The organism is Xylophilus sp., assembly GCA_009914555.1.
In the GTDB taxonomy this organism is placed as follows: Bacteria; Pseudomonadota; Gammaproteobacteria; order Burkholderiales; family Burkholderiaceae_C; genus WNDY01.
Map to the genome: position 1 here is coordinate 1 of WNDY01000005.1, position 24,380 is coordinate 24,380.

The window sequence follows — 24,380 nt, forward strand, 5'->3', positions numbered from 1 at the left end:
TGACCGTGGTAGCCAATACTGCTCGCGCGAGCACCGCGCCCTGTTGGAGCAATACGCTTTGATCGCCAGCATGAGTGCCAGAGGCAACTGCTACGACAACGCAGCAATGGAGAGTTGGAACCACAGTCTGAAGGTCGAGGCCATCCATGGTGAACACCTCGCCACACGGGAGCAGGCCAAGGCTCATGTGTTTGACTACATTGAGGTTGACTACAATCGGATCCGGCTGCACTCGACCCTGGGCTACCTCAGCCCAGAGCAGTACGAGCTGGCCAATGTCGCTTAGATAGGTGTCCGTAAATCAGGGGCAAGATCAGAGAACATCACCCAGGACGAGCGCCTGCTGCCCGGCGTGCGCCAGGCCGTGCGGGACCTGGAGCCGGCGCTGATGCAGCTCGTGCTGGCCGACCCGCGCTTCTTCAGCGACCGCGAGCATCCCGCGCGCCGCCTGCTCGACGAGATGACGCAGCGCAGCCTGGCCTTCGACAGCGAGGCCGCGCCGGGCTTCAGGGACTTCCTGCGCGTGCTGCGCGCGGCGGTCGACCGGCTGGCCGCCGCGCCGATCGCCGACGCCCGGCCCTTCGAGGCCGCGCTGGAGGGCCTGCAGCGGGCCTGGGCCGCGCAGGATGCGGAGGAACTCGCCCGGCGCGAGCAGGCCGTGCAGGAGCTGCTGCATGCCGAGCAGCGCAACCTGCTGGCCGAGAAGATCGCGGCCGACATCCGCGCCTGGCCCGACGCGGCCCAGGTGCCCGACGAGGTGCTGGCCTTCGCCACCGGCCCCTGGTCGCACGTGATGGCCGAGGCCCGGCTGGGCGACCGCGTGGGCGGCGCCAGCGACCCGGGCGGCTACGCGGGCGTGGTGCCCAACCTGTTCTGGAGCGCCCGGCCGGACCTGGCGCGCGCGGCCATCCCGCGCCTCACGCGGCTGATTCCCGGCCTGCTGGCCAAGCTGCGCGAGGGCCTGAAGACCATCGACTACCCGCCCCAGCAGGCCAGCGCGTTCTTCGAACGCCTGATCGGCCTGCACCAGCGGGCGTTTCAGGCCGGCGGCCCGGCCGGCCGGCAGCCGCCGCCCGCGCCCCCCGCAGCCGCCGCGCAGCCGGCGGCCGCCGCGGTCTCGGCCGCGGCCGCCTCGGTGGCGGCGGAGGAATCGGCTGTCGCCGCCGCGCCGGCGCCCGCGTTCGCGCTGGAGGTCGGTGCCTGGGTCGAAATCCTCGACCACGGCCGCCCGGCGCGCACCCAGCTCACCTGGACCAGCCCGCACGGCACCCTCTTTCTCTTCACCGCGGCCGACGGCAGCACCCGCTCGATGACCCGCCGCATGCGCGACCGCCTGGCCGCAGAGGGCGCGCTGCGCGTGGTGGCCGGCGGCGCCGTGGTCGCCGGCGCGCTCGACGCGGTGGCGCAGACGGCGCTGCGCAATTCGATCAAGCCCGGCAAGGGCTGATACTCCTGGCCATGATGCTCCATAGCGCGCATGAGGAGCGCGCCTGTGGCCTATACCCCCCCCATACTGCAGTCCACGCGAGGCCGGGCCGGCAGGCGTCGCACCAGATGGATGTGGTTTTGCGCAGCGCATACGGTTCGTCGGCACAGGCCGGCGGCACGCACGCTGACCTTTTCGACCTGCGCTTCCAGCCGGGCCGGCGCCGTCATTGCCGCGACCGGACCGGCCGGCGGACAGGTCGCGGCTCGGCAGGAGGAAGCGCTTGGCCCAGCGGGGCGGGGTCCCGTCCCTCAGGGATGGAAGTCCGCCGCGGCCGGCAGCCACAGGCCGCCCACGCGCAGCGACTGCGCGGCCCGCACCGCGCGCACCGTGGCCCGCGCCACGGCTTCGGCGGCCATCACGCCGAGCACCATCGGGCCCGGCGCGCCGTCTTCCCCTGGTGCGACGGCGCCCGTGGAGAGCGCGAACAGCACGTCGCCGTCGCCCGTGGTGTGCACCGGATTGACGGCGCGGGCCAGCCCGTCGTGGCCGGCCGTGGCCAGGCGCTGCGCCTGGGCCTTGGTGAGCCGCGCATCGGTGGCGATCACGCCGATCGTGGTGTTGGCGCCCGGCAGCAGCGGGCGCGGCGGCGCGCCGGCCAGCAGCGTGCGGCGGGTGTCGCGCAGGCGCAGGCCGTCGTCGCTGCGGGCGCCGGCCAGGATGCGGCCGCTGTCCGGGTCGACCACGTCGCCGAGCGCATTGCAGGCCACGATCGCGCCCACGGTCACGCCGCCCACGGTGACCGAGGCGCCGCCGATGCCGCCCTTCATCGCCAGGCCGGCGCCGAACAGCTTGCCGACGATGGCGCCGCAGCCGGCGCCCACGTTGCCTTCCTGCGGCGCGGCGGCGGATGCCGCCGCGCAGGCCGCATAGCCGGCGGCTGCATCGGGGCGGATGCGCGCATGTGCTCGGTCGGCGGCCCCCGGCAGGTCGAACAGCACGGCCGCCGGCACGATCGGGATGGTGGCGATACCCATGTCCAGCCCGATTCCGTGCTCTTCGAGCCACTGCACCGCGCCGTCGGCCGCCGCCAGCCCGAAGGCGCTGCCGCCGGCGAGCACCACGGCATGGATGCGCTCGACGGTGTTGGACGGGTCGAGCAGGGCGGTCTCGCGCGTGCCGGGCGCCGCGCCGCGGGCGTCCACCGCGGCCACGGCGCCGTCGCGCGCGAGGACGACGGTGCAGCCGGTGGGGCGGCGCGGGTCGCTGAAATGGCCGACTGCGATGCCGGCAATGTCGGTGATGGCGCCAGCCGGCACGCAGGCAGAGGTCATCGGTGGTAGTCGCTTTCGCGCTGGCGGCGCACGGCGCCGATGGTCACCGTGGCTGCATCGACGATCTCGAACAGCGCCACGTAGCCTTGCGCGCCGAATGGAATGATCAGTTCGCGCACGAAGCTGCTGGCGCCGGCCTTGCGGCAGCTGAAGGGGCTGTGCGACAGAAACAGGCCGGCGCTGCGGATGGCCTGCAAGGCACGTTCGGGCTCTTCCAGGTCGCCTGCGGCGCTCGCCAGTTCGCATTCGACCAGGTGGTCGAACAGCCCCTCCAGGTCTTCCTCGGCCTCGCAGCTGAAGAGGACGGCGTAGCGCTGCGTCATGGAAAGCGGGCTGCCTGCTTCCGCCGTGCGGCGGCGAGGTTCGCATCGAGCCGGGACAGCACCGCGTCGGCCGGCACGCCGTCGCCTGCGGATTGCGTGCGGGCGATGGCGGCCAGACCGCGCCGCAGGAAGTCGGCCTGCTCGCGGCGCCGATGGACCTCCCGGCGCACCGCGCTTTCGACCAGCGCGGCGAGTGTTTCGCCTTCTTCGAGCGACTGCTCCAGCTCCTGGCGGAACTCGGGCGTGGTGCGTACCGGGGGGATGGTGGCGGTCTTCATCGTCGAAATTGTATTGCGAATGTGATGCGGCAGAACGTCAGCCCGCCGGATACCGCTCGAACACCCGGGCGCGCCCGCCCTCCAGCACCAGCAGCACCTCGAACGCATCGCGCCGCCCGCCGTGGCCGGCACGTCACGTCCCGCGCCAGTGCAGCAGCCGCAGCCCGTTGGCGATCACCAGCAGGCTGGCGCCCATGTCGGCGAACACGGCCATCCACATGCTCGCATGGCCGGCGACGGCCAGCGCGAACACCACGGCCTTGATGCCCAGGGCCAGCGCGATGTTCTGCCACAGCAGCGCATGGGTGCGGCGCGACAGGCGCACCGTCTCGGCGATGCGGCGCAGGTCGTCGTTCATGACGACCACGCCGGCCGTTTCCATCGCCACGTCGGTGCCGGCCGCGCCCATGGCGAAGCCGATGTCGGCGCGCGCCAGCGCCGGCGCGTCGTTGATGCCGTCGCCGGCCATGGCGACCGCGCCGTGGCGGCGCTGGAGTTCCTTGACGATGGCGAGCTTGTCGGCCGGCAGCAGGTTGCCGCGCGCGTTCTCGATGCCGGCCGCGCGGGCCACGGTGGCGACAGTGGCCGCGTTGTCGCCGCTGAGCAGGACCGGCGCGATGCCGAGCGCCTGCAGCTGCGCCACCGCGTCCACGGCCTCGGGCCGCATCGTGTCGGCCACGGCGAACAGTGCGTGGACCGTGCCGTCCGCGACCAGCAGGGTGACGGTGCGGCCGGCCTGTTCGTGGGCGGCCAGCGCGGCCTCCAGCGGCGCGTCGGCCGGGCCTGCCAGCAGCCGGCGGTTGCCGAGCGCGGCCAAGCGGCCGTCGAGCCGGCCTTCGGTGCCACGGCCGGGCAGGGCGCGGAAGTCCTGCACCTCGGCTGCCGCCGCTGCGTCGAACCCGGCGGCGATGGCCTGCGAGACCGGATGGTCCGAGCGCGCCGCCAGGCTGGCCGCCGCGCGCGCGGCCCAGGCGGCGTCCGCGCCGTCCCAGGCCCGCCATTCGACCAGCGCGGGTTGGCCGGCGGTGACGGTGCCGGTCTTGTCCAGGGCCACGGCGCGCAGGCCGCGCGCGGCCTCCAGCGGCGCGCCGCCCTTGACGAGGATGCCGCGGCGCGCGGCGGCGGCCAGCGCGCTGACCACGGTGACCGGCGTGGAGATCACCAGCGCGCACGGGCAGGCGATGACCAGCAGCACGAGTGCGCGGTAGATCGCTTTTGACCAATCCCACCCCAGTACCAGCGGCAGCCCCGCAGCTGTCGCGCATGCCAGGGTGAAGACGACGGGGGTATAGACGGCCGCGAAGCGGTCGACGAGGCGCTGGGCCGGCGCCCTGGCGGCCTGGGCTTCATCGACCGCACGGATGACGCGGGCCAGCGTGGAGTCGGCCGCCGCGGCGGTCACGCGCATGCTCAGCTCGCCGTCGGCGTTGACGGTGCCGGCGAAGAGCGCATCGCCCGGCGCCTTGTCGACCGGCAGGCTCTCGCCGGTGACGGCGGACTGGTCGAGTGCGCTGCGGCCCGCGGTCACCACGCCGTCCAGCGGCACGCGGGCGCCGGGCCGTATGCGCACGGTGGCGCCGGCCGGCACGTCGGCGGCGGGGCGGGCCGCCCAGCCGCCGGTCGCCTCGTCGCACACCTCGGCCGTGTCGGGCGCCAGCGCGAGCAGGCCGGCGATGGCGCCGTGGGCGCGGTCGGCGGCACGGTCCTCGATGCGCTCGGCCAGGGCGTAGAGCGCCATCACCATCGCGGCCTCGGGCCACTGGCCGATCGCGAAGGCGCCGGTGACCGCGACGGCCATCAGCGCATCGATGCCGAGCCTGCCGCGCAGCAGCGACCGGAGGCCGCTGCGGTAGACGCCAAGCCCGGCCAGACCGATGGCGGCCAGCGCGACGGCCATGCCGGCGGTTTCCCACACGCGCTGCTGCGGCCCGAAGGCATGCAGCAGTTCGGCTGCGGCGGCCAGTGCGAGCGAGAAGCCGATGCGCGTCCAGCCCGGCAGGTGCGCATGGTCGTGGCCCGCATGCGCGACGTGGCCATCGCCCGGTGCATGGCCGTGACCGTGGTCATGGTGGTCCGCGCCGTGGTCGTGCGCGTGGGCATGGGCGCGAGGCGGGGAGGGTTGGCGGCAACTGCCGCAGTGGCGACTCATGGCACCATTGGAGACCTTCAAGCAGCTTCAAGGTCAAGCCATGGCAGACGGAGATCCTCCCTACCGTATCGGCGAAGCCGCCCGGCTGTCGGGCGTGCCGGCGGCCAGCATCCGCTACTACGAGAACGAGGGTTTGCTGCCCGCTCCCGGCCGGGAGGACAACCGCTACCGCCTGTACGGCGAGGACGACGTGCATGTGCTGCGCTTCATCCGCCTGTGCCGGGCGCTCGACATGTCGCTCGACGAGGTGCGCGCGCTGCTGCGCCTGGACTGGAACGACCGCGACGACTGCGCGGCGGCGCGGGAAACACTCGATGCGCACCTGGGCCACGTCCGTGCGCGGCTGCTGGAGCTGCAGGCGCTGGAGCGCGACCTGCGCGGCCTGCGCGACCGCTGCGACGGCTCGGCCGGCCCCTGCGGGATCATCCACACGCTGCATACGCGCGCCGACGCGCAGCCGCCCGGCCTGCCGCCGCCGGCCGCGCCGGGCAAGCGGCACGTATAGCCCTTCCTCAGGAGGTCCGCACGCCCCTGGCCAGCCGCCGGCCGGCCTTGTCGAGCCAGAGATCGAGGTTGGCCAGCAGGTCCTGCTGGCTGAAGGAGCAGCTTTCCTCGCTGAACAGCGCGCCGGCCTCCAGCCGGTCAAGCAGGCCATGCAGCACCTCGCCGAAGGCCGGAGGCAGCGCTGCCAGCAGGCCCGCCTGGGACCGTGCGGCCTGGCTGAAGTCGGCAATGCGCATGCTGCCGGCGCGCAATTCCGCCAGCGCCGCGCCCAGCGTTCCCAACGCCGACACGGCCTCGCTATAGTTGGAATTCGACATATAAATATTTTTATTTATTCGTTTTGCAACATTGGCGCTGCGACGGATACTCTGAGCTTTTGCGACGGCGCGGCCGGCACATTGCGTTTATGAGCACGATACCAGCGAGCACAGCGGCCGTGATCCGGCTCGAAGCCGTCGGCAGGACCTTCTCCCTGCCCGGCGGGCAGACCTTCGAGGCCGTGCGTTCGGTGTCTCTCGACATCCACGCGGGCGACGTCTTCGGCCTGATCGGCAAGAGCGGCGCCGGCAAGTCCACGCTGCTGCGCCTGATCAACCTGCTGGAGCGTCCGGACCAAGGCCGCGTCATCGTCGACGGCGCGGACCTGACCCGGCTGTCGAAGAAGGCGCTGCGCGACACGCGCCAGTCCATCGGCATGATCTTCCAGCAGTTCAACCTGCTGCAAAACGCCGCCGTGGCCGACAACGTGGCCTTCCCGCTGCGCCTGCACGGCAACCGCGCCCAGACCGAGATCGCCAGCCGCGTGCGCGAATGCCTGGACATCGTGGGCCTCGCCGACAAGATCGACAGCTACCCGGCGCAGCTCTCGGGCGGCCAGAAGCAGCGCGTGGCCATCGCCCGCGCGCTCGCGCCCCATCCCAAGGTGCTGCTGTGCGACGAGCCCACCTCGGCGCTCGACACCGAGACCACGCGCTCGGTGCTGGCCACGCTGCGCAGCATCAACGAACAGTTCGGCGTGACCATCGTGCTGGTCACCCACGAACTGTCGGTCGTGCGCGCGCTGTGCGACAAGGTCGCGGTGCTCGAAGGCGGCAGCCTGGTGGAGCAGTTCGCCGTGGCCGACTTCGACACGCCCCGCATCAGCGCGCTGGGCCGCGAACTGGCCGAGGAGCAGGTGCGCGACCAGATCCTCGCCGAGCAGGCCGAGCACATCGCGGCCATCGCGGCGCGCGTGGCCCGGCCGGTGCCGCCGGCCGCAGCCGTGCGCCTGGCCTGAGCGGCTTCTTTTCTTTTTCTTCCTTCCGGTCCGCCGACCGCCCCCGAGCCGCATCCCCCATGTCCGAAAGCATTGCCGCCATCCTTCCCGAGCTGTGGGTCGCCGTCGGCCAGACCTTTCTGATGCTCGCCATCGGCCTGTCGGCCGCCATCGTGATCGGCGGCCCGCTCGGTGTGCTGCTGTTCCTGCTCGGCCCCGGCCAGTCGCTCGACAACCGGCCGGCCTACCTGGTGCTGAGCTGGGTCGTGAACACCGTGCGCTCTTTCCCGTTCATAATCCTGCTGGTCGCGCTGGTGCCGGTCACGCGGGTGATCGCCGGCACCTCGATCGGACCGCTGGCCGCGTCCGTGCCGCTGTCGTTCGCAGCCATTCCCTACTTCGCGCGGCTGGTGGAGCAGAGCATCCGCGAAGTGCCGCGCGGCGTGATCGAGGCGGCCCATGCGATGGGCGCGTCCGAAATCCAGATCGTCTGGCGCGTGCTGGTGCGCGAAGCCCGCTCGGGCCTGATCCTCGCGCTGACCGTGCTGGCTGTGAGTTTCCTGTCGTACTCGGCCATCGCCGGGGTGGTGGGCGGCGGCGGCATCGGCGACCTCGCGATCCGCTACGGCTACTACCGCTTCCAGACCGACGTGATGCTGCTGACCGTGGCGCTGCTCGTGGTGCTGGTGCAGATCATCCAGTTCGGCGGCAATGCGCTGGCGCACCGCCTCGACAAACGTTGAACCACACGTTTTCCACTCTTCCCTCGCAAGCAGGAGCCTTTCCATGATCTCGATCCGTCGCCGCATCGCCGTCGGCCTCGCCGCCGCCACGCTGGGCGCGCTGGCCCTGGGCGTCCAGGCCCAGCCGGCCACCAAGAAGGAACTGGTGCTCGGCGCCACCGCCGGCTCCAACGGCGACCAGCTCAAGTGGGGTATCGTGCCGCTGCTCGAGAAGAAGGGCTACAAGGTCCGCATCGTCGAGTTCAACGACTACGTGCAGCCCAACCTCGCACTGGCCCAGGGCTCGCTCGACGCCAACCTGTTCCAGCACCGCGTCTACCTGCAGAAGTTCGCCGCCGAGCACAAGCTCGACCTGGCCGAGATCGTGCAGGCGCCGATCGCGCCGCTCGGCGTGTACTCGACCAAGCGCAAGACCCTGGCGGACATCAGGGAAGGCGACCGCTTCGCCATCCCGAACGACCCGAGCAACCTGGCCCGCGCGCTGCTGCTTCTGGAGCAGAACAGGCTCATCACGCTCAAGCCCGGCATCGACCCGCTGCGCGCCACCCAGAACGACGTGGCCGGGAACCCGCGCAAGATCCGGTTCCAGCCACTCGAAGCCGCCCAGCTGCCGCGCGCGCTCGGCGATGTGGAATTCGCGGTCATCACCGGCAACTTCGCCATCTCCTCGGGCCTGAAGCTGACCGAGGCGGTGGTGCTGGAGAAGACGCCGGACCACTACCTGAACGTGGTCGCGGTCAAGTCCGCGGACAAGGACACGCCCTGGGCCAGGGACCTGGTCCAGGCCTTCCGCTCGCCCGAGTTCAAGGCGGTGGTCGACAGCAGGTTCCCGGGCTACGCCAAGCCCGCCTTCCTGCAGTAGGCCGGCCGCGAGCCGAGGCGAGCCATGGCGGCGCTGGTGCATTTCGACGAGGCAGGGCAGTGGGGGGAGACGCTCGTCTGCGAGCAGCCGATCCGCGCGGCCCTGCAGCGCTACGGCTTGGCCTGCGGCCGCTGGCCGCTGCGCGACCTGGGCGACGGCAGCATCGATGCGGTGCGCGCCGCCTACCACGGCGAGCTCGACGGCCTGGGCCTGGCGGTCCGCAGCGTCGACCGCGTGCAGTTGCGGCCCGACCATGCCGGCTGGCCCGAACTGCGGCAGAAGTTCATCGCCGAGCACACGCACGACGATGCCGAGGTCCGCTACTTCCTCGACGGAGCCGGCATCTTCTACATCCGCGTGGACGGCGGCTTTCTGGCGCTGCTGTGCGAGGCGGGGGACTGGGTCGCGGTGCCGGCCGGCACGCGACATTTCTTCGATGCGGGCGAAGCGCCGTCGTTCGATGCGCTGCGCATCTTCACCGCGCCCGAAGGCTGGGTGGCCCGGCCCACGGGTGCCGAGGCGCCGCCGCTGCCGCTGTTCGACGAATTCGTGGCCGGGCTGCTGGAGCTGACCGGCCATGCCGAGCCGGCCTGCGACCTTTGAGCGCCCTCTGCGGGGGCGGGGAAACGGAGGCCGGCATTCTCTTGAGCGAAAAACAAAATTCCGTCGATTGGCTGGGAGAGGGGGAAAATAGTGCATAATCGAGGGCTCATCCACCGGCGCTGTAGATGCCTGACCGAAGCGGGGCGGCGAAAGGTGGGAAAAGTTCGAGGAATGGGTTCTTAGCTCAGTTGGTAGAGCAGCGGACTCTTAATCCGTAGGTCGAGTGTTCGAGTCACTCAGGACCCACCACCATTCCGCGCAAAGGCGCTACAGATTCAAGCTGTAGCGCCTTTGTCGTTTGGCCCTGGCCGTTTGGCTTCGCCGAGGTTTCCATGCCAAACGCCGCATCAGCGTCCTCCGAAGCGCCCCTGCTGCTGGTCGCCGACGACCTCTCCCTCTTTGGTGCCGCCGTGGTCCATGCACTGCGCGGTCCGCCCCGGGGCCGCGCTGCACGACCATCCCCAGAACAGCCAGCCAGCGGCTGTGCGCTCTGGCATACTTGGGTCATGACGACCTCCGACCTGCTTCCCGAGGTGCCCACGCCACTGCCCACTGCCGCTTCCGGCCGCGCGCTTCGAAGGCCGCATTGCCTTCCAGTAGCTGGTGCGCGACGCGCTGGCGGCCGCGGCCCGCGAGGGATGGGCGGAACTGGTGCCGTGCGATGCCGCCTTCGACGACTGGCCGCTCGGCGAGCGGGCGGTGGGCGATGTCTTGCAGGCTTGGTCGCGCACCGGGCGGCGACTCACGCTGCTGGCGCGCGAGTACGACACCGTCGTGCGCCGCCATGCCCTCTTCGTACGCTGGCGTCAGACCTGGGACCACATCGTCGAATGTCGGGACTGCCGCAGCGCGGATCCGCTCGACCTTCCCAGCGCCATCTGGTCGCCGGGCTGGGTGCTGCAGCGCCTCGATCCGGTGCGTTCCGTGGGTGTGACCGGCGCCGAGCCAACGCGGCGCCTGCAGCTGCGCGCGCGGATCGACGAATGGCTGCGGAGGAGTTCGCCGGCCTTCCCGGCCTCCGTGAGCGGCTTGTAAAGTTGGCGGGGCGGTGCATGCAGCGCGCCGCGGCAAGGCCGCAGTGCGGCAGGCGACTCCTATAATTTCCCGCGAGTCCGCTGGCATGCGAGCCCCTTGCCTGCCACGCTCTGTCGAAGCGTTCCGAGACTGTGTGGCAGCTGAACGTTCTGGCATTCCATCCGGATCCTGTTTTGTCCAACTAGGAAACTTGCAATGAAGAAATCGCTCGTTCTGGCATCGCTGATGGCCGCCGTCGCCCTGGCTGCATGCGGCAAGAAGGAAGAGCCGCCGCCCCCGCCCGCACCGGTCGCGCCGCTGCCCGCACCTGCTGGCGCCGATGCGGGGGCCGCCGCGACGTCGGCTGACAGCGCAACGAGGGCCGCCGATGATCCGAAGAAGTCGGCCGACGATGCAGCCGCGGCTGCGAGCGCAGCAGCCGGCGCCGCGAACGCGGCCAGCGACGCTTCCAAGAAGTAATCCAGACCGCGCCGCAAGGCGACGAATAAAGCCCCCTGCCGGTACGCCGGCAGGGGGCTTTATTCTGCGGCAGCGGTCGGGCGGTTACACCACGAACCAGTCGGTGCCCATGGCCGCACTGGCCACATTCACCTGCACAGTCTCCCAGCCCAGCGCCGCAGCGAGTGCGGTCTGTGCCAGCTCAGGCCGGTTGTTGCGTTCGCTCAGGTGCGCGGCCACTACGCGCCGCAGGCCGACGTGCTGCACCGCGCGGGCCAGGTCGGCCGAGGCCGCATTGGATAGGTAGCCATAGGCGCCGCCGACGCGACGCTTGAGGAAGTGCGGATAGGGGCCGTTGGCCAGCAGCTCGCTGTCGTGGTTCGATTCGAGCAGCAGTGCGCCTGGCAGCCGGCCAGTTGCGCCAGCACGGCGTCCGGCGCATGGCCCAGGTCTGTTAGCAGGCCCAGGCGGGCGGCGCCGTCGTCGCACACCAGGTGCAGCGGCTGGCGCGCATCGTGCGGCACGGTGAAGGGCCGGACCGCGAAGGCGCCAAAGAAGTCGATCGTCTCGCCGTCGTGCGCTAGGCGCAGCAGGCCGTCGAAATCCGGTGCCGATGGCGTCGTAGGTGCCGTCGCTCATCCAGACCGGCACGCGGTGGCGCACGGCGAAGGCCTGCACGCAGCCGACGTGATCGGAATGCTCGTGGGTGATGAAGATGTCGTCGATGTCGCCATAGCCGAGCCGGGCGCGGCCGAGGAGGGCGGCGCTCTGGCGGATGCCGAAGCCGCAGTCCATCAGCAGGGGCCGGGGCGTGGCGCCGCTGCTGCCGCTGGCTTCGATGAGGGTCGCGTTGCCCGTGCTGCCGCTGCCCAGGCTGCGGAATCTCAGCATGCTGCGCACGCCCCGGGCCGAGGCGCGGCCGGGGCGATGGTCCTACTGCAGGTCGTCGGCAATGATCTTGAGGATGCGCTGCGCATCGGCCGAGTTTTCCGGCGCTCCTTCGGAGCTGAGCACCGACACATTGGTCTGCGAGCCTTCGGCCTTGACGGCGATGCGGTACTTCGCCGGCGGCTTGGCGTCCGAGGAGCGGCTGAAGAGCTTGCCGAGGAAGCCCTGTTTCTTCTTGTCGGCATTCGGCGGCACGTAGCGCACGTAGTACAGGCCCTGGCTGCGGTCGCGGTCCTCCACGGTGAAGCCGGTGCGGTCGAGCGACAGGCCGACGCGGCGCCAGGCCCGGTCGAAGCCGTCGTCGAGCTGCACGACCGGCATGTTGCCCACGGTGGTCACGCGCGTGGTCTGGCGTGGCGCGGCGGCTTCGGCCACGATCTCCTTGGACTGCGCTTCGGTGGCACCGAGCTTGACCAGCAGGCGGCGCAGGAATTCGGTTTCCAGCTCCGGATCGACCGGGCGCGGTTGCCAGACGGTCTGGTCGCGCGCCGTCTTGTCGGTGTAGACCTCGACCATGCCGCGGTGGCTGATGTAGATCTCGGTGTCGCCGTTGGCGGCGCGTTCCAGACGGGTGCGGAACTTGTCGCGCTCGCCGGTGGAGTAGATGCCGTCGAACACCTTGCCGATGGTGCCGCGGATGAAGTCCTGTGGCAGCTTGGCGCGGTTCTCGGCCCAGTCGGTTTCCATGATGCCGAGCTTGGGCTGGTCGATGGCCAGCAGGAAGCCGTTTTCTAGCCAGAAGTCGCGCACGGGATCCCAGAGCTTGTCGACCGGGCGCTTGACCACCAGCCAGCGCTGGTTGCCGCTGCGCTCGATGCGCGCGTCACCCAGCGTGTTGTTGGCTGCGCTGGGGCTCGATGGCGCGGCCGCCTGGGCGGCCTGCGAGCTTTGCAGCGCATTGGCCGAGACCGCGCCGCCGGCCACCACGTAGCGCGTGTCGCCCTGCAGCTGGGTCAGGTCGGGCGGCACGTCGAGCGTGACGCCCTTGCTGGCGCTCTTGTAGTTGATCTTTTCGGTGTCGAACACGCTGCATGCGGACAGGGCCACAGCGGTCAGGCCGACGAGGCCCACACGGACGAATTGGTTCACGCGGAAGTTCCTTGGCAATCTCGGGAAAACGTCGGGCAAGCGACCGATGCGGGGAGGCGGGGGCTCACAGCAGCCCGCTCGCGCGCAGGGCGGCTTCGACCATGGGCTGGTGGGCCGCGTCGAGCGGGGTGAGCGGCAGGCGGAGCGCGCCGCCGCTCCTGCCCAGGCGCTGCAGCGCCCACTTCACTGGGACCGGGTTGGGCTCGACGAACAGCGCGCGGTGCAGCGGCAGCAGCCGGGCCTGGATCGCGCGGGCGCGCTGCACGTCGCCGCTGGTGGCGGCCGCGCAGAGCTCGTGCATCAGGCGCGGCGCGACATTGGCCGTCACGCTCACGTTGCCGTGGCCGCCCAGCAGCATCAGCGCCACGGCGGTCGGGTCGTCGCCCGAATAGATGGCGAAATTCTCGGGCACGTCGCGGATCAGCCACTGTGCGCGCTCGATGTTGCCCGTGGCTTCCTTGATGCCGATGATGCCCGGCACCTGGGTCAGGCGCAGCACGGTGCCGTGCTGCAGATCGGCGACGGTGCGCCCCGGCACGTTGTAGAGCACGATCGGCAGGTCGCCCACCGCCTCGGCGATGGCCTTGAAGTGCTGGTACTGGCCTTCCTGCGTCGGCTTGTTGTAGTAGGGCACGACCTGGAGCTGGCTCGCGGCACCGACCTTGCGGGCGTACCTGGCCAGTTCGATGGCCTCGGCGGTCGAGTTGGCGCCGCAGCCAGCCATGACGGGCACGCGGCCGGCCGATTGCTTGACGGCCACGCGGATGATTTCCTGGTGCTCCTCCACGCTGACCGTTGGCGACTCGCCGGTGGTGCCGACCACGCCGATGCAGTCCGTACCTTCGGCCACGTGCCAGTCGATGAGTTTGCGCAGCGTCGGATAGTCGACGCCACCCTCGTCGAGCAACGGCGTGGCGAGGGCGACGATGCTGCCTGTCAGGAGGCCGGAAGAAAATGTCATGTCCGCGGTTGGGAACGCAAAAAGCGCATTCTAGCCGTCGGCCAAGGCGTGGCGTATCGGCGTGGTAGCGGGGGTTTCGCGGACGGCCGCGATGCGCTGCACGAAGCGGTCCGGTCCGGACGCGAAGCCGTCCTCGTAGGCCACCACGCGCAGCCCCTGCGCGGCCTCCGGCAGTTCCTCGGGGCGCAGCAGGAAATCCGGGCGCGACGGGCGGCCGATGGTTTCCTGGCCGCGCGCCTGGCCCTGGCCGCGCGCCTGGCCGCGCGCGAAGGTTTCGTAGAGCAGCACGCCGCCGCGCGCGACGCTGGCCGCCAGCGTGGGCAGCAGCGGGCGCCAGAGGTAGTGGGTGAAGACGACCGCGCCGAAGCTGCGGCCCGGCAGCGGCCAGGGGCCGGCTTCGATGTCGGCCGGCAGCGTCGAGCCGAAGGCGGCGGCCGTTTGCAGGGCCGGGGCATCGCAGTCGATGCCGGTCACCGCGTGGCCACGGCTGTGGATCCAGGCCATGTGCCGGCCGCTGCCGCAGGTCACGTCCAGCACCGTGCCGCCGGCCGGCACCAGGTGCGACCAGCGCTGGATCCACGCCGATGCCGGGCCGGGCGCGTTCAGAAGCATGCCCACAGCTGGTCGGCCACCATCACTACGAAGTCCGGCCGGGCATAGAGCGCGAAGGCGCCGGCCAGCGCCAGCGCCGCGGCGGCCGTCCAGGCCAGGCGGCGCAGCGTCATGCCGCGACCCCTTGCGGCAGGCGGGCGATCGGCCGCTCGTGCACTGGCAGGTTGACCAGGGCCGCGAACACGCCGAGCGCGATGGCGATGTACCAGACCACGTCGTAGCTGCCCGTGCGGTCGTACAGGTAGCCCCCGAGCCGTACGCCCAGGAACGAGCCGATCTGGTGGCTGAAAAAGCCAAAGCCGCTGAGCGTCGACAGGTGCTGCACACCGAAGATCTGGGCCACGGTCGCATTGGTCGGCGGCACCGTCGACAGCCACAGCAGGCCCATCACGGCCGAGAACAGGTAGACCGACAGCGGCGACAGCGGTGCGGCGAGGAAGAGCGTGATCGCCACCGCGCGGCCGATGTAGATGAAGGCCAGGATCTTGCGCTTGGCCCAGACCTGGCCCAGCGTGCCGGCCACGTAGGTGCCCACCACATTGAACAGGCCGATCAGCGCCAGCGCATAGCTGGCGACCTGGGGCGGCAGGCCGTGGTCCTTCAGGTAGCTTGGCATGTGCACGCCGATGAACACGACCTGGAAGCCGCAGACGAAGTAGCCGGCCGTCAGCAGCAGGAAGCTGCGGTAGCCCAAGGCTTCGCGCAATGCCTGGCCGATGGTCTGGGTGCGCTTCGCGGCCGGTGCGCCGCCGGTGAAGCCGGGCTCACGCAGGCCCAGCGCGGCGGGGGCGATCAGCAGCACGAGCACGGCCAGCGCCAGCAGCGCCTGCTGCCAGCCCAGGCCGGAGATCAGCCAGCCTTCCACGAGCACCATGAAGAACTGGCCGAACGAGCCGGCCGCCGCGACCACGCCCATGGCCCAGGAGCGGCGCGCCGCCGGCACCTGCCGGCCCAGGATGCCGTAGACCACGGCATAGGTCGTGCCGGACTGGGCCGCGCCGATCAGCGCGCCGGCCGTCAGCGCGAACGCCAGCGCGCTGGTCGACAGCGCCATGCCCCAAGCCCAGCGCATAGAGCACCGCGCCGGCGATGATGACCCGGAAGGCGCCGAAGCGGTCGGCCGCCATGCCGGCGAAGATGCCGAACACGCCCCAGGCCAGGTTCTGGATGGCGATGGCCAGGGCGAAGTCCTGCCGCGTCCATCCCTGTGCCTGGGTGATCGGCTGCAGCCACAGGCCGAAGCCGTGGCGGATGCCCATGGCCAGCGTGACGACAAGGGCGCCGCAGGCGAGGATCCGGCCGATCGGCAGCGTGGAGGCGGAGGTGGTGGTCATGGTCTTTGCGGCAGCGGCGTGCATTGTCCGCCAGACGGCCGCGCGCTGCCTGTGCTCGCAGGGACACCCCTTTAGCGCCCGACGCCCGCATAGACCGCTTCGCGCAGTTCCTGCACGAAGCGGCCCGACATGCCTTCGTAGAGCGTGTTGGTCAGCGCGACCACGGAGAGCGCCCGGGCACGGTCCACGAACCAGCTGTGGCCGTAGGCGCCGCCCTAGCGCCAGGTGCTGGCCGATTCGGGCGAGCCGGCGGCGGACGGGTCGCGCAGCACCGAAAAGCCCAAGCCGAAGCCGGTGCCCGGCGCGTCGGGCGGCCCCAGGCGCCGGTCTGGTTGCGGCCCATCTCGTCGACCAGCGCGGTGGGCAGCAGCGGCGCACCGCCGGCGCGCAGGGCTTCGAGCAGCCGCAGCACGTCGCCCGCGCTGCCGACCATACCGTGGCTGCCCGAGGGGAAGGCTGCCGGGTCGAGCGCGCGCGACGGTGAATAGCGCACGCCGACCAGCTCCTCGTAAGGCGAGACCGTCTCGCCCTCGGCCAGCCGGTGTGGCCCGGGCGCATCGTTGACGTAGGGCACGGCGAGCCGGGCCGCGTCGAGCGCGTGGAAGGCCGTGTCGCGCAGCCCGAGCGGGCCGGTCACCAGCCGCGCCACGGCCTGCGGCAGCGGCGCGCCGGCGGCTGCCTCGATCACGCCGCCGAGCACGTCGGTGGCGAGCGAATAGCTCCAGGCCGTGCCGAGCGCGAACAGCAGCGGCACGCCGGCCAGCCGGCGTAGGTTCTGGGCCAGCGTGATGCCGCTGGCGTCCAGGCCGTCGGACACGCCGGCGCGCGCCAGCGGCCCCTGGCCGTCGCTTTCGAGGAAGCGGTAGCCCAGGCCCGCCGTGCGGGTGAGCAGCTGGCGCACGGTGATCGCGGCCGGCGCGCCGTCGGGCCCGGGCGGGCGGAAGTCCGGCAGCCAGTCGGTGATCGGCGCGTCGAGCGCGAGCCTGCCCTGGCCCACCAGCGCCAGCGCGGCCGGCGGCGTAGCGGAGCACGGTGCGGCCGTCGCGGGCGACCAGCACGACGGCGCCGATGAGGCGCCGTTCGGCCAGCGCGCGGGCGACGGCATCCTGGGCGGGGCGGGGGTCGAAGAAAGAGGAGGAAGTCATGGAAAGGGCAGGCAGGGGAAGGAGCAGGCCGGGAAGGGACAGGACGGATCGTCTGTACAAGGAAGAAGGCATAGGTGCCGCAGGGGAATGGGACCATCCGCGCACGATAGGCCGCAGCCGATTGGCGATAAAGCGGGTCGGAGTTTATTTCGCCAAGGATGCCCATGTCCGCAATCGACCCGGCCCTAGCCCTCGCGCCGGCGCTCGACAGCCTGGGCGGCTTTGCCGTCTTCGTGCAGGCGGCCGAGACGCGCAGCTTCGTCGCCGCCGGCCGTGCGCTCGGCGTCTCGGCCTCGGCCGTGGGCAAGCGCATCGCGCGGCTGGAGCAGCGCCTGGGCGTGCGCCTGTTCCATCGCAGCACGCGCAGCATCGCCCTGACCGACGCGGGCGCCCTGCTGCTGGCGTGCAGCCGCCGCGTGCTGGCCGAGGTGGAGCAGGCCGAGGCCGAACTCTCCGCCACCACCGCCGTCCCGGGCGGGCGGCTGCGCGTGAGCCTGCCGGTGGTCTGCTCGCTGGTGCTGCCGGTGCTGGCGGACTTCATGCGCGCCTACCCCGATATCGTGCTGGACCTCGATTTCACCGACCGTCTGGTCGACGTGGCGGAGGAGGGCTTCGATGCCGTGGTGCGCACCGGCGACCCGCCAGATTCGGGGCTGTTGGCGCGTCTTCTGGGATACTTCAAGTGGTGTATCGTCGCAGCGCCTGAATATCTTGCGCAGCGAGGATATCCTGGCGACAGTATGGATTTGATGCGACACACCTGCCTGCACTACCGCGCGCCTGGAACGGGCCGGATCGAACGCTGGCCGTGGCGCGCGGGCGTGGCTGTGCCGGAGTTGCCCACCGCGCTGGTCTGCAACAACCTTGAGACGCGCGTGCGCTTCGCGCTGCGCGGCCGGGGCATCGCCTGCGTGCCCGACTTCGCCGTGCGTGATGCGCTCGCCGACGGTCGGCTCGTGACCATGCTCGATCACCAGGTGGACGCGCAGCCCAGGGCGGTGCGTGTGCTCTAGCCCTCGGGTTGGCAGACGGTACCCAAGGTGCGGGCGTTCGTGGACTTCCTCACCGCGAATCTCGACCTGCCGGAAGCCGTCCCGGCCCGCCTGCGGCGCAGCCCGCAGCCGCAGACTTGAGCGGCGTCAATCGAAGCCCCCATCTCCTGCCCGGCAACCGGGTGCGGCTTCGATAATCGCCCCACAGTGGAGCGTCTCCGCCGTCGCCGCCACTGGACCGTCGGGGTCCGGCTCGCCTTTGCGCTGGCGTTGGCCGTGGCAAGATTTCGGCGTGGTGTCGCTGCATGCGGGCTCTGCGGTCAATCCGAGGTTCAAGGTGACGGCCGGCATCGACAACCTGTTCGACGAGGCCTGTGCCGAACACCCGAACCTGGCGGGCAGCGCCGGCTTCGGCTCTGCCGGCGCTGCCCGCATCAACGCGCCCGGCCGCAACATGTGGCTGCGGTCGGATTGGAAGTTCTGACCGCGCCAATTCCGCAGGGGCTGTATGTAGATCCAGTAAAGACCGGCGCGCCGCGCCGGCTCTCACTACAATCGCCGCCCATGGCGACTTCCTCTCCCAAGACATCTCCTGCGTATTCCGAAGGCTCCATCCGCGTGCTCAAGGGCCTGGAGCCGGTCAAGCAGCGCCCGGGCATGTACACGCGCACCGACAACCCGCTGCACATCATCCAGGAGGTGCTGGACAACGCCGCCGACGAGGCGCTCGCGGGCCATGGGAAGAAGATCAAGGTCACGCTGCATGCCGACGGCTCGGTCAGCGTCGAGGACGACGGCCGCGGCATCCCGTTCGGCCTGCATCCCGAGGAGAAGGCGCCGGTGATCGAGCTGGTCTACACGCGGCTGCACGCGGGCGGCAAGTTCGACAAGGGCGCGGGCGGCGCCTACAGCTTCTCCGGCGGTCTGCACGGCGTGGGCGTGTCGGTGACCAATGCGCTCTCCCGGCGGCTCGAGGTGACCTCGCACCGCGAAGGCTCGGCCGCGCGCATCGTGTTCGCGGGCGGCGACGTGGCCGAGCCGCTGGTCGTGCGGCCGCTGGAGAGCGGCGAGCGCCGGCAGGGCACCACGGTGCGCGCCTGGCCCGACGCGAAGTATTTCGAATCGAGCGCGCTGCTGCAGGCCGAACTGCTGCACCTGCTGCGCAGCAAGGCCGTGCTGATGCCGGGCGTGACCGTTTCGCTGCTCAACGAGAAGACGAAGGAGCAGCAGACCTGGCAGTACAAGGGCGGCCTGCGCGACTACCTGACGCAGACGCTCAACGGCGAGCCGGCCATCCCGCTGTTTGAGGGCGAAGGCTATGCCGACAAGGGCCACGACAGCTTCGCCGAAGGCGAGGGCGCGGCCTGGGCCGTGGCCTTCACCGAGGACGGCGCGCCGGTGCGCGAGAGTTATGTCAACCTAATCCCCACGAGCGCCCACGGCACGCACGAGAGCGGCCTGCGCGACGGGCTGTTCAATGCGGTCAAGGGCTTCATCGAGCTGCACTCGCTGCTGCCAAAAGGGGTGAAGCTGCTGCCCGAGGACGTGTTCGTCCACGCCAGCTACGTGCTCAGCGCCAAGGTGCTGGACCCGCAGTTCCAGGGCCAGATCAAGGAGCGGCTCAATTCGCGCGACGCGGTGCGGCTGGTGTCCGGCTTCGTGCGTCCTGCGCTGGAGTTGTGGCTGAACCAGCACGTCGACTACGGCAGGAAGCTCGCCGAACTCGCGATCAAGGCCGCGCAGACCCGCCAGAAGGCCGGCCAGAAGGTCGAGAAGAAAAAAGGCTCCGGCGTCGCCGTGCTGCCGGGCAAGCTGACCGACTGCGAAAGCCGCGACCTGTCGCACAACGAGGTCTTCCTCGTCGAAGGCGATTCGGCGGGCGGCAGCGCCAAGATGGGCCGCGACAAGGAAAGCCAGGCCATCCTGCCGCTGCGCGGCAAGGTGCTCAACACCTGGGAGGTGGAGCGCGACCGCCTGTTCGCCAACACCGAGATCCACGACATCTCGGTGGCCATCGGCGTCGATCCGCACGGCCCCGACGACACGCCGGACCTCGGCGGCCTGCGCTACGGCAAGATCTGCATCCTGTCGGACGCCGACGTGGATGGCTCGCACATCCAGGTGCTGCTGCTCACGCTGTTCTTCCGCCACTTCCCTAAGCTGATCGACGCCGGCCATGTCTTCATTGCGCGCCCGCCGCTCTACCGCATCGACGCACCGGCGCGCGGCAAGAAGCCCGCGGCCAAGTTCTATGCGCTCGACGACGGCGAGCTTACGGCCACGCTCGACAAGCTGCGCAAGGACGGCGTGCGCGAGGACGCCTGGACCATCAGCCGCTTCAAGGGCCTGGGCGAGATGAACGCCGAGCAGCTCTGGGAGACGACGCTCAACCCCGATACCCGCCGCCTGCTGCCGGTGCGTCTGGGCGACCTCGGCTTCGCCGACACCGAGAACCTCATCACGCGCCTCATGGGCAAGGGCGAGGCCGCGGCGCGGCGCGAACTGATGGAGCTGCATGGAGATGCGGTCGAGATCGATGTCTGAGGGGGTATATGGCAATAGCTTCCAATCCATAACGGCAATGAGGCAGTACTGCATTGGGTATATGGCAGGCCGAATGCTTGCATGCGCTGCTCTGCTGGTGGCTTTGGCCCCCGCGGCCCATGCCGACGTCTGGGGCTACATCGACGGCAACGGCACGGCCCACTTCGCCGCCGAGCGGGTCGACGCGCGCTATGCGCTGTTCTACCGCGGGGACGACTTCGACAGCACGCGCGACATGCCCGACCCCGCGGCCGGTGGCGGTGCCGGCCGGGCGCAAGCTGCTCGCATTCTTCGACGTGTCGCCGGCCTACAAGCGGGTCAAGCACCTGCTGCGCGAGGCGGCCGAGCGCCATGCTATCGACTACGAACTGCTCCAGGCGGTGGTCGCCACCGAGTCCGGCTTCGACGGCGGCGTGGTCTCGCCCAAGGGCGCGATCGGCCTCATGCAGGTCATGCCGGCGACGGCCCAGCGCTGGGGCGTGTACAGCGACCGTGCAGCCTCGGTCGAGAAGAAGCTGGCCGATCCGGGGACCAACATCGGTGCGGGCGCACGCTACCTGCGCCATCTGCTCGACCTGTTCCCGGGCTGCATCGAGCTCGCGCTTGCCGCCTACAACGCCGGCGAGGGCGCGGTGCAGCGCGCTGGCAACCGCGTTCCCGACTACCGCGAGACGCAGAACTACGTGAAGACGGTGCTGCAGCTCTACGACCAGCTCAAGCCGCCGTTGGGCGCCACCCGGCCTCGCGCCGCGGCTGCCAGCCGGGTGCGCGTCGAGCTCGACGGCCCGGCCGCCGACGTGGCCCCGGCGCCCGCGTACCCCATCGAACGTGACTGAGCCCAGGCCTGGCAGCGCCGCGCGGCGCTGCCAGGCGTTTCGTGCCCCTTTTGTGAATGAGTGACCAACCCACCCTCGACCTCGCCGGCGCCGAGTCGGCCGACGAACTGAACCTCGCGGGCTATGCCCAGCGTGCCTACCTCGAATATGCGCTCTCGGTCGTCAAGGGCCGGGCGCTGCCCGACGTCTGCGACGGCCAAAAGCCGGTGCAGCGCCGCATCCTCTATGCGATGGAGCGCATGGGCCTGGGCTGGTCCGGCAACAGCGGCGCCAAGCCGGTCAAGAGCGCGCGCGTGGTCGGCGACGTGCTCGGCCGCTTCCATCCGCACGGCGACCAGTCGGCCTACGACGCGCTGGTGCGCATGGCGCAGGACTTCAGCCAGCGCTACCCGCTCGTGGACGGCCAGGGCAACTTCGGCAGCCGCGACGGCGACGGCGCCGCGGCCATGCGCTACACCGAGGCGCGGCTCACGCGCATCAGCGGTCTGCTGCTCGACGAGATCGACCAGGGTACGGTCGATTTCATTCCCAACTACGACGGCAGCACCACCGAGCCAAAGCAGCTGCCGGCGCGCCTGCCGTTCTCGCTGCTCAACGGCGCCTCCGGCATCGCCGTGGGCCTGGCCACCGAGATACCGAGCCACAACCTGCGCGAGGTGGCCGATGCCTGCGTGGCGCTGGTGAAGAACCCGAATCTCTCCGACGACGAACTCTTCGCGCTGCTGCCCGGGCCGGACTACTGCGGCGGCGGCCAGATCATCAGCGCCGCCGGGGACATCGCCGACGCCTACCGCAGCGGCCGCGGTTCGCTCAAGGTGCGCGCGCGCTGGAAGATCGAGGACCTCGCGCGCGGCCGGTGGCAGCTGGTCGTGACCGAGCTGCCGCCGGGCGTGTCGGCGCAGAAGGTGCTCGAAGAAATCGAGGAGCTGACCAACCCCAAGGTTAAGGGCGGAAAGAAGGCCCTCACCGCCGACCAGGCCAACCTCAAGGCCGGCCTGCTCGCGGTGCTCGACGCGGTGCGCGACGAGTCGAGCAAGGAGGCCGCGGTGCGCCTCGTCTTCGAGCCCAAGACCGGCCGCACGCCGCAGCAGGAACTCGTCACCACGCTGCTGGCCCACACCAGCCTGGAAACCTCCGCGTCGATCAACCTGACCGTCGTCGGCCTCGACGGCAAGCCGGTGCAGAAGGCTTTGCGCACGCTGCTGACCGAATGGATCGCCTTCCGCCAGACGACGATCGGCCGGCGCTCGCAGCACCGCCTGAACAAGGTGCTCTACCGCATCCACATCCTCGAAGGGCGGCAGACCGTGCTGCTCAACATCGACGAGGTGATTGCGATCATCCGCGCCTCCGACGAGCCGAAGGCTGCGCTCATCGCGCGCTTTCACCTGTCGGACCGGCAGGCCGAGGACATTCTCGAAATCCGCCTGCGCCAGCTCGCACGGCTCGAAGCCATCAAGATCGAGCAGGAGCTCAAGGAACTGCGCACCGAGCAGGGCAGGCTCGAGGAAATCCTCGCCAGCCCGGCCGCGCTGCGCCGCCTGATGGTCAAGGAGATCGAGGCCGACGCGAAGCAGTTCGCCGACCCGCGCCGCACGCTGATCCAGGCCGAAAAGCGCGCCGTGGCCGAGGTCAGGGTGGTGGACGAGCCGGTCACCGTCGTCGTCTCGCAGAAGGGCTGGGTGCGCGCGCGCGGCGGCCATGGGCACGACCCGCAGGGCTTCGCCTTCAAGGCCGGCGATGGCCTGTACGGCACCTTCGAATGCCGCACGGTGGACCAGCTCATCGCCTTCGGCAGCAACGGCCGGGTCTATTCGGTGCCCGTCGCCGCGCTGCCGCGTGCGCGCGGAGAGGGCCAGCCGGTCACCACGCTGATCGAACTGGAGTCAGGCACGCAGCTGGTCCACTATTTCGCCGGCCCGCCGCAGGCCACGCTGCTGCTATCGGGCTCGGGCGGCTACGGCTTCCTCGCCAACGTCGAGAACCTCGTCTCGCGGCAGAAGGGCGGCAAGTCGTTTATCACGCTCGGCGAGGGCGAAACCCTCAACCAGCCGTCGCACGTGTCCGGCACCAGCGGCAGCCAGCCGCTGCCCGACGCCACACACGTGGCCTGCGTCTCGGCGCAGGGCCGGGTGCTGACCTTCGAGATGGGCGAACTCAAGCGCCAGCCAGCCGGCGGTCGCGGCCTGCTGCTGATCGACCTGGAGGCCAGGGACGCGCTCTCGGGCGCCGCTGCTTATACACGCAGCGTGCGCATCGACGGCCTGGGCCGCGGCGGCAAGGAGCGCGACGAGACGCTGGAGATCCGGTCGCTGAACAACGCGCGAGGTATGCGCGCGCGCAAGGGCAAGGAAACCCAGCTGGGATTCAAGCCGGTGCGCGTCACGCGGGTAGAGTAGGGGGTATGGGGTTAGAGCGGCCGGATGGCAGCCGCTTCCAGTGCATGACCCCGGGGTATCAGAGGTCGAACGTCCCGGCCGGGAAGATCTGCTCGATGTTCATGTTCACGTCGAGCACGGCGTCGGCCGCTTCGTGGGCGTTGTCCGGCAGCAGCGCGGCTGCGGCTGCAGAAAACGCGAGGACGACCGTGATCACAAAAGCGGAGAAGGCATGGTTGCCAAGGCGGCGGATGTGTTTCATGGTGCGTTCCTTCGATCGGGACGGCAGGGCGGGAAAAAGCGTGGAGTGAAGCGTTGTCCTCGGTTGACGGGTAGCGTAGGCAGTTGCTGCTGTGATGCTTGTCAGACGGATGCCTGAAGTGTCCGCCTAAATTTACGAGCGGGATGCTCGGAAATGTTGCCAACTGTACGTCGGTTCATGGTGGGAGCCGGTGGCAGGCAAAGGACGGGTTGCCTGTGGTTACATGCTCGACCGCATACGGCGGCGAGACTGCGTCTTCCTCTTACGACCAGGATCCTCTTCCATGCTTCGCGATGCATAGTTGTCCGGCTGCCCGGCGATCCAGGTGT

24 protein-coding genes, 1 tRNA gene and 3 pseudogenes are annotated in these 24,380 nt (G+C 70.4%); 15 read left to right on the forward strand and 13 right to left on the reverse strand.

Features of this window, described 5'->3' with window-relative positions:
• Positions 1-286 (forward strand): IS3 family transposase (locus GAK38_RS04300; protein WP_291783619.1); only part of this gene is annotated, 286 nt, incomplete at its 5' end.
• A gap of 36 nt (positions 287-322) precedes the next feature.
• A complete protein-coding gene (locus GAK38_RS04305) occupies positions 323-1,447 on the forward strand; it encodes a DUF1631 family protein (protein ID WP_325341954.1) in 1,125 nt (374 codons plus the stop codon).
• Positions 1,448-1,737: 290 nt separating this feature from the next.
• Here GAK38_RS04305 and GAK38_RS04310 read toward each other — a convergent pair whose 3' ends face one another.
• From GAK38_RS04310 to GAK38_RS04325, 4 genes are all read right to left on the reverse strand, one after another.
• Entirely contained in the window at positions 1,738-2,760 is a 1,023-nt protein-coding gene (locus tag GAK38_RS04310; protein WP_325341747.1) for a P1 family peptidase, read from the reverse strand.
• A complete protein-coding gene (locus tag GAK38_RS04315; RefSeq protein WP_325341749.1) occupies positions 2,757-3,083 on the reverse strand; it encodes a type II toxin-antitoxin system RelE/ParE family toxin in 327 nt (108 codons plus the stop codon). Before GAK38_RS04315 ends, GAK38_RS04310 begins: the two co-directional genes overlap by 4 nt.
• Complete coding sequence (locus tag GAK38_RS04320) at positions 3,080-3,361, reverse strand: YlcI/YnfO family protein (protein ID WP_325341750.1); 282 nt, start codon at positions 3,359-3,361, stop codon at positions 3,080-3,082. Before GAK38_RS04320 ends, GAK38_RS04315 begins: the two co-directional genes overlap by 4 nt.
• Before the next feature lie 133 nt (positions 3,362-3,494).
• Positions 3,495-5,510 (reverse strand): heavy metal translocating P-type ATPase, encoded by a 2,016-nt coding sequence (locus GAK38_RS04325; protein ID WP_325341752.1) that lies wholly within the window; start codon positions 5,508-5,510, stop codon positions 3,495-3,497.
• Between the two features lie 40 nt (positions 5,511-5,550).
• Between GAK38_RS04325 and GAK38_RS04330 the strand changes: the two genes are divergently transcribed.
• Complete coding sequence (locus GAK38_RS04330) at positions 5,551-6,015, forward strand: Cd(II)/Pb(II)-responsive transcriptional regulator (RefSeq protein WP_325341753.1); 465 nt, start codon at positions 5,551-5,553, stop codon at positions 6,013-6,015.
• A 7-nt stretch (positions 6,016-6,022) separates the two neighbouring features.
• Here the strand turns inward: GAK38_RS04330 and GAK38_RS04335 are convergent, their stop codons facing one another.
• Complete coding sequence (locus GAK38_RS04335) at positions 6,023-6,331, reverse strand: hypothetical protein (RefSeq protein WP_325341755.1); 309 nt, start codon at positions 6,329-6,331, stop codon at positions 6,023-6,025.
• 89 nt (positions 6,332-6,420) lie between these two features.
• Here GAK38_RS04335 and GAK38_RS04340 point away from each other — a divergent pair, with 89 nt between their 5' ends.
• The 7 genes from GAK38_RS04340 (at position 6,421) to GAK38_RS04370 (ending at position 10,971) form a co-directional block, all read left to right on the forward strand.
• Positions 6,421-7,290, forward strand: coding sequence for a methionine ABC transporter ATP-binding protein (locus GAK38_RS04340; protein ID WP_325341756.1), 870 nt, complete (start codon positions 6,421-6,423; stop codon positions 7,288-7,290).
• A gap of 59 nt (positions 7,291-7,349) precedes the next feature.
• Positions 7,350-8,012 carry a methionine ABC transporter permease gene (locus tag GAK38_RS04345; RefSeq protein WP_325341758.1) on the forward strand — a complete coding sequence of 221 codons (663 nt, stop codon included), beginning with the start codon at positions 7,350-7,352 and terminating at the stop codon, positions 8,010-8,012.
• A gap of 43 nt (positions 8,013-8,055) precedes the next feature.
• Positions 8,056-8,874, forward strand: coding sequence for a MetQ/NlpA family ABC transporter substrate-binding protein (locus GAK38_RS04350; protein WP_325341760.1), 819 nt, complete (start codon positions 8,056-8,058; stop codon positions 8,872-8,874).
• 24 nt (positions 8,875-8,898) lie between these two features.
• On the forward strand, positions 8,899-9,477 hold the full coding sequence (locus GAK38_RS04355; RefSeq protein ID WP_325341761.1) for a hypothetical protein: 579 nt from the start codon (positions 8,899-8,901) through the stop codon (positions 9,475-9,477).
• 173 nt (positions 9,478-9,650) lie between these two features.
• Positions 9,651-9,726, forward strand: a tRNA-Lys gene (locus tag GAK38_RS04360).
• 351 nt (positions 9,727-10,077) lie between these two features.
• Entirely contained in the window at positions 10,078-10,512 is a 435-nt protein-coding gene (locus tag GAK38_RS04365) for a hypothetical protein (RefSeq protein ID WP_325341956.1), read from the forward strand.
• Between the two features lie 195 nt (positions 10,513-10,707).
• Complete coding sequence (locus GAK38_RS04370; protein ID WP_325341763.1) at positions 10,708-10,971, forward strand: hypothetical protein; 264 nt, start codon at positions 10,708-10,710, stop codon at positions 10,969-10,971.
• Positions 10,972-11,055: 84 nt separating this feature from the next.
• Here GAK38_RS04370 and GAK38_RS04375 read toward each other — a convergent pair whose 3' ends face one another.
• From GAK38_RS04375 to GAK38_RS04405, 7 genes and pseudogenes are all read right to left on the reverse strand, one after another.
• Positions 11,056-11,841: an MBL fold metallo-hydrolase gene (locus GAK38_RS04375; protein ID WP_325341765.1), complete on the reverse strand. Its 786-nt coding sequence runs from the start codon at positions 11,839-11,841 to the stop codon at positions 11,056-11,058.
• Positions 11,842-11,883: 42 nt separating this feature from the next.
• Entirely contained in the window at positions 11,884-12,987 is a 1,104-nt protein-coding gene (bamC, locus tag GAK38_RS04380; RefSeq protein WP_325341767.1) for an outer membrane protein assembly factor BamC, read from the reverse strand.
• A 64-nt stretch (positions 12,988-13,051) separates the two neighbouring features.
• Positions 13,052-13,948, reverse strand: coding sequence for a 4-hydroxy-tetrahydrodipicolinate synthase (gene dapA / locus GAK38_RS04385; protein WP_325341769.1), 897 nt, complete (start codon positions 13,946-13,948; stop codon positions 13,052-13,054).
• Positions 13,949-13,978: 30 nt separating this feature from the next.
• Positions 13,979-14,560 (reverse strand): class I SAM-dependent methyltransferase, encoded by a 582-nt coding sequence (locus tag GAK38_RS04390; protein WP_325341771.1) that lies wholly within the window; start codon positions 14,558-14,560, stop codon positions 13,979-13,981.
• Positions 14,551-14,673: a hypothetical protein gene (locus GAK38_RS04395; RefSeq protein ID WP_325341773.1), complete on the reverse strand. Its 123-nt coding sequence runs from the start codon at positions 14,671-14,673 to the stop codon at positions 14,551-14,553. Before GAK38_RS04395 ends, GAK38_RS04390 begins: the two co-directional genes overlap by 10 nt.
• Positions 14,670-15,894 (reverse strand): annotated as a pseudogene (locus GAK38_RS04400) (MFS transporter). Before GAK38_RS04400 ends, GAK38_RS04395 begins: the two are co-directional and overlap by 4 nt.
• Before the next feature lie 71 nt (positions 15,895-15,965).
• A pseudogene (locus GAK38_RS04405) lies at positions 15,966-17,039 on the reverse strand (serine hydrolase domain-containing protein).
• Between the two features lie 164 nt (positions 17,040-17,203).
• Between GAK38_RS04405 and GAK38_RS04410 the strand changes: the two are divergent.
• The 5 genes and pseudogenes from GAK38_RS04410 (at position 17,204) to parC (ending at position 23,810) form a co-directional block, all read left to right on the forward strand.
• Positions 17,204-18,172 (forward strand): annotated as a pseudogene (locus GAK38_RS04410) (LysR family transcriptional regulator).
• Between the two features lie 196 nt (positions 18,173-18,368).
• Positions 18,369-18,515, forward strand: coding sequence for a hypothetical protein (locus tag GAK38_RS04415; protein WP_325341775.1), 147 nt, complete (start codon positions 18,369-18,371; stop codon positions 18,513-18,515).
• A gap of 80 nt (positions 18,516-18,595) precedes the next feature.
• The gene (locus GAK38_RS04420; RefSeq protein ID WP_325341777.1) at positions 18,596-20,575 is read left to right on the forward strand and encodes a DNA topoisomerase IV subunit B; all 1,980 of its coding nucleotides are present in this window, start codon (positions 18,596-18,598) and stop codon (positions 20,573-20,575) included.
• 254 nt (positions 20,576-20,829) lie between these two features.
• Positions 20,830-21,411 (forward strand): lytic transglycosylase domain-containing protein, encoded by a 582-nt coding sequence (locus GAK38_RS04425; protein WP_325341778.1) that lies wholly within the window; start codon positions 20,830-20,832, stop codon positions 21,409-21,411.
• A 56-nt stretch (positions 21,412-21,467) separates the two neighbouring features.
• The gene (parC, locus tag GAK38_RS04430; protein WP_325341779.1) at positions 21,468-23,810 is read left to right on the forward strand and encodes a DNA topoisomerase IV subunit A; all 2,343 of its coding nucleotides are present in this window, start codon (positions 21,468-21,470) and stop codon (positions 23,808-23,810) included.
• A 58-nt stretch (positions 23,811-23,868) separates the two neighbouring features.
• Here parC and GAK38_RS04435 read toward each other — a convergent pair whose 3' ends face one another.
• Entirely contained in the window at positions 23,869-24,051 is a 183-nt protein-coding gene (locus GAK38_RS04435) for a hypothetical protein (protein ID WP_325341781.1), read from the reverse strand.
• Positions 24,052-24,380 lie beyond the last annotated feature (329 nt).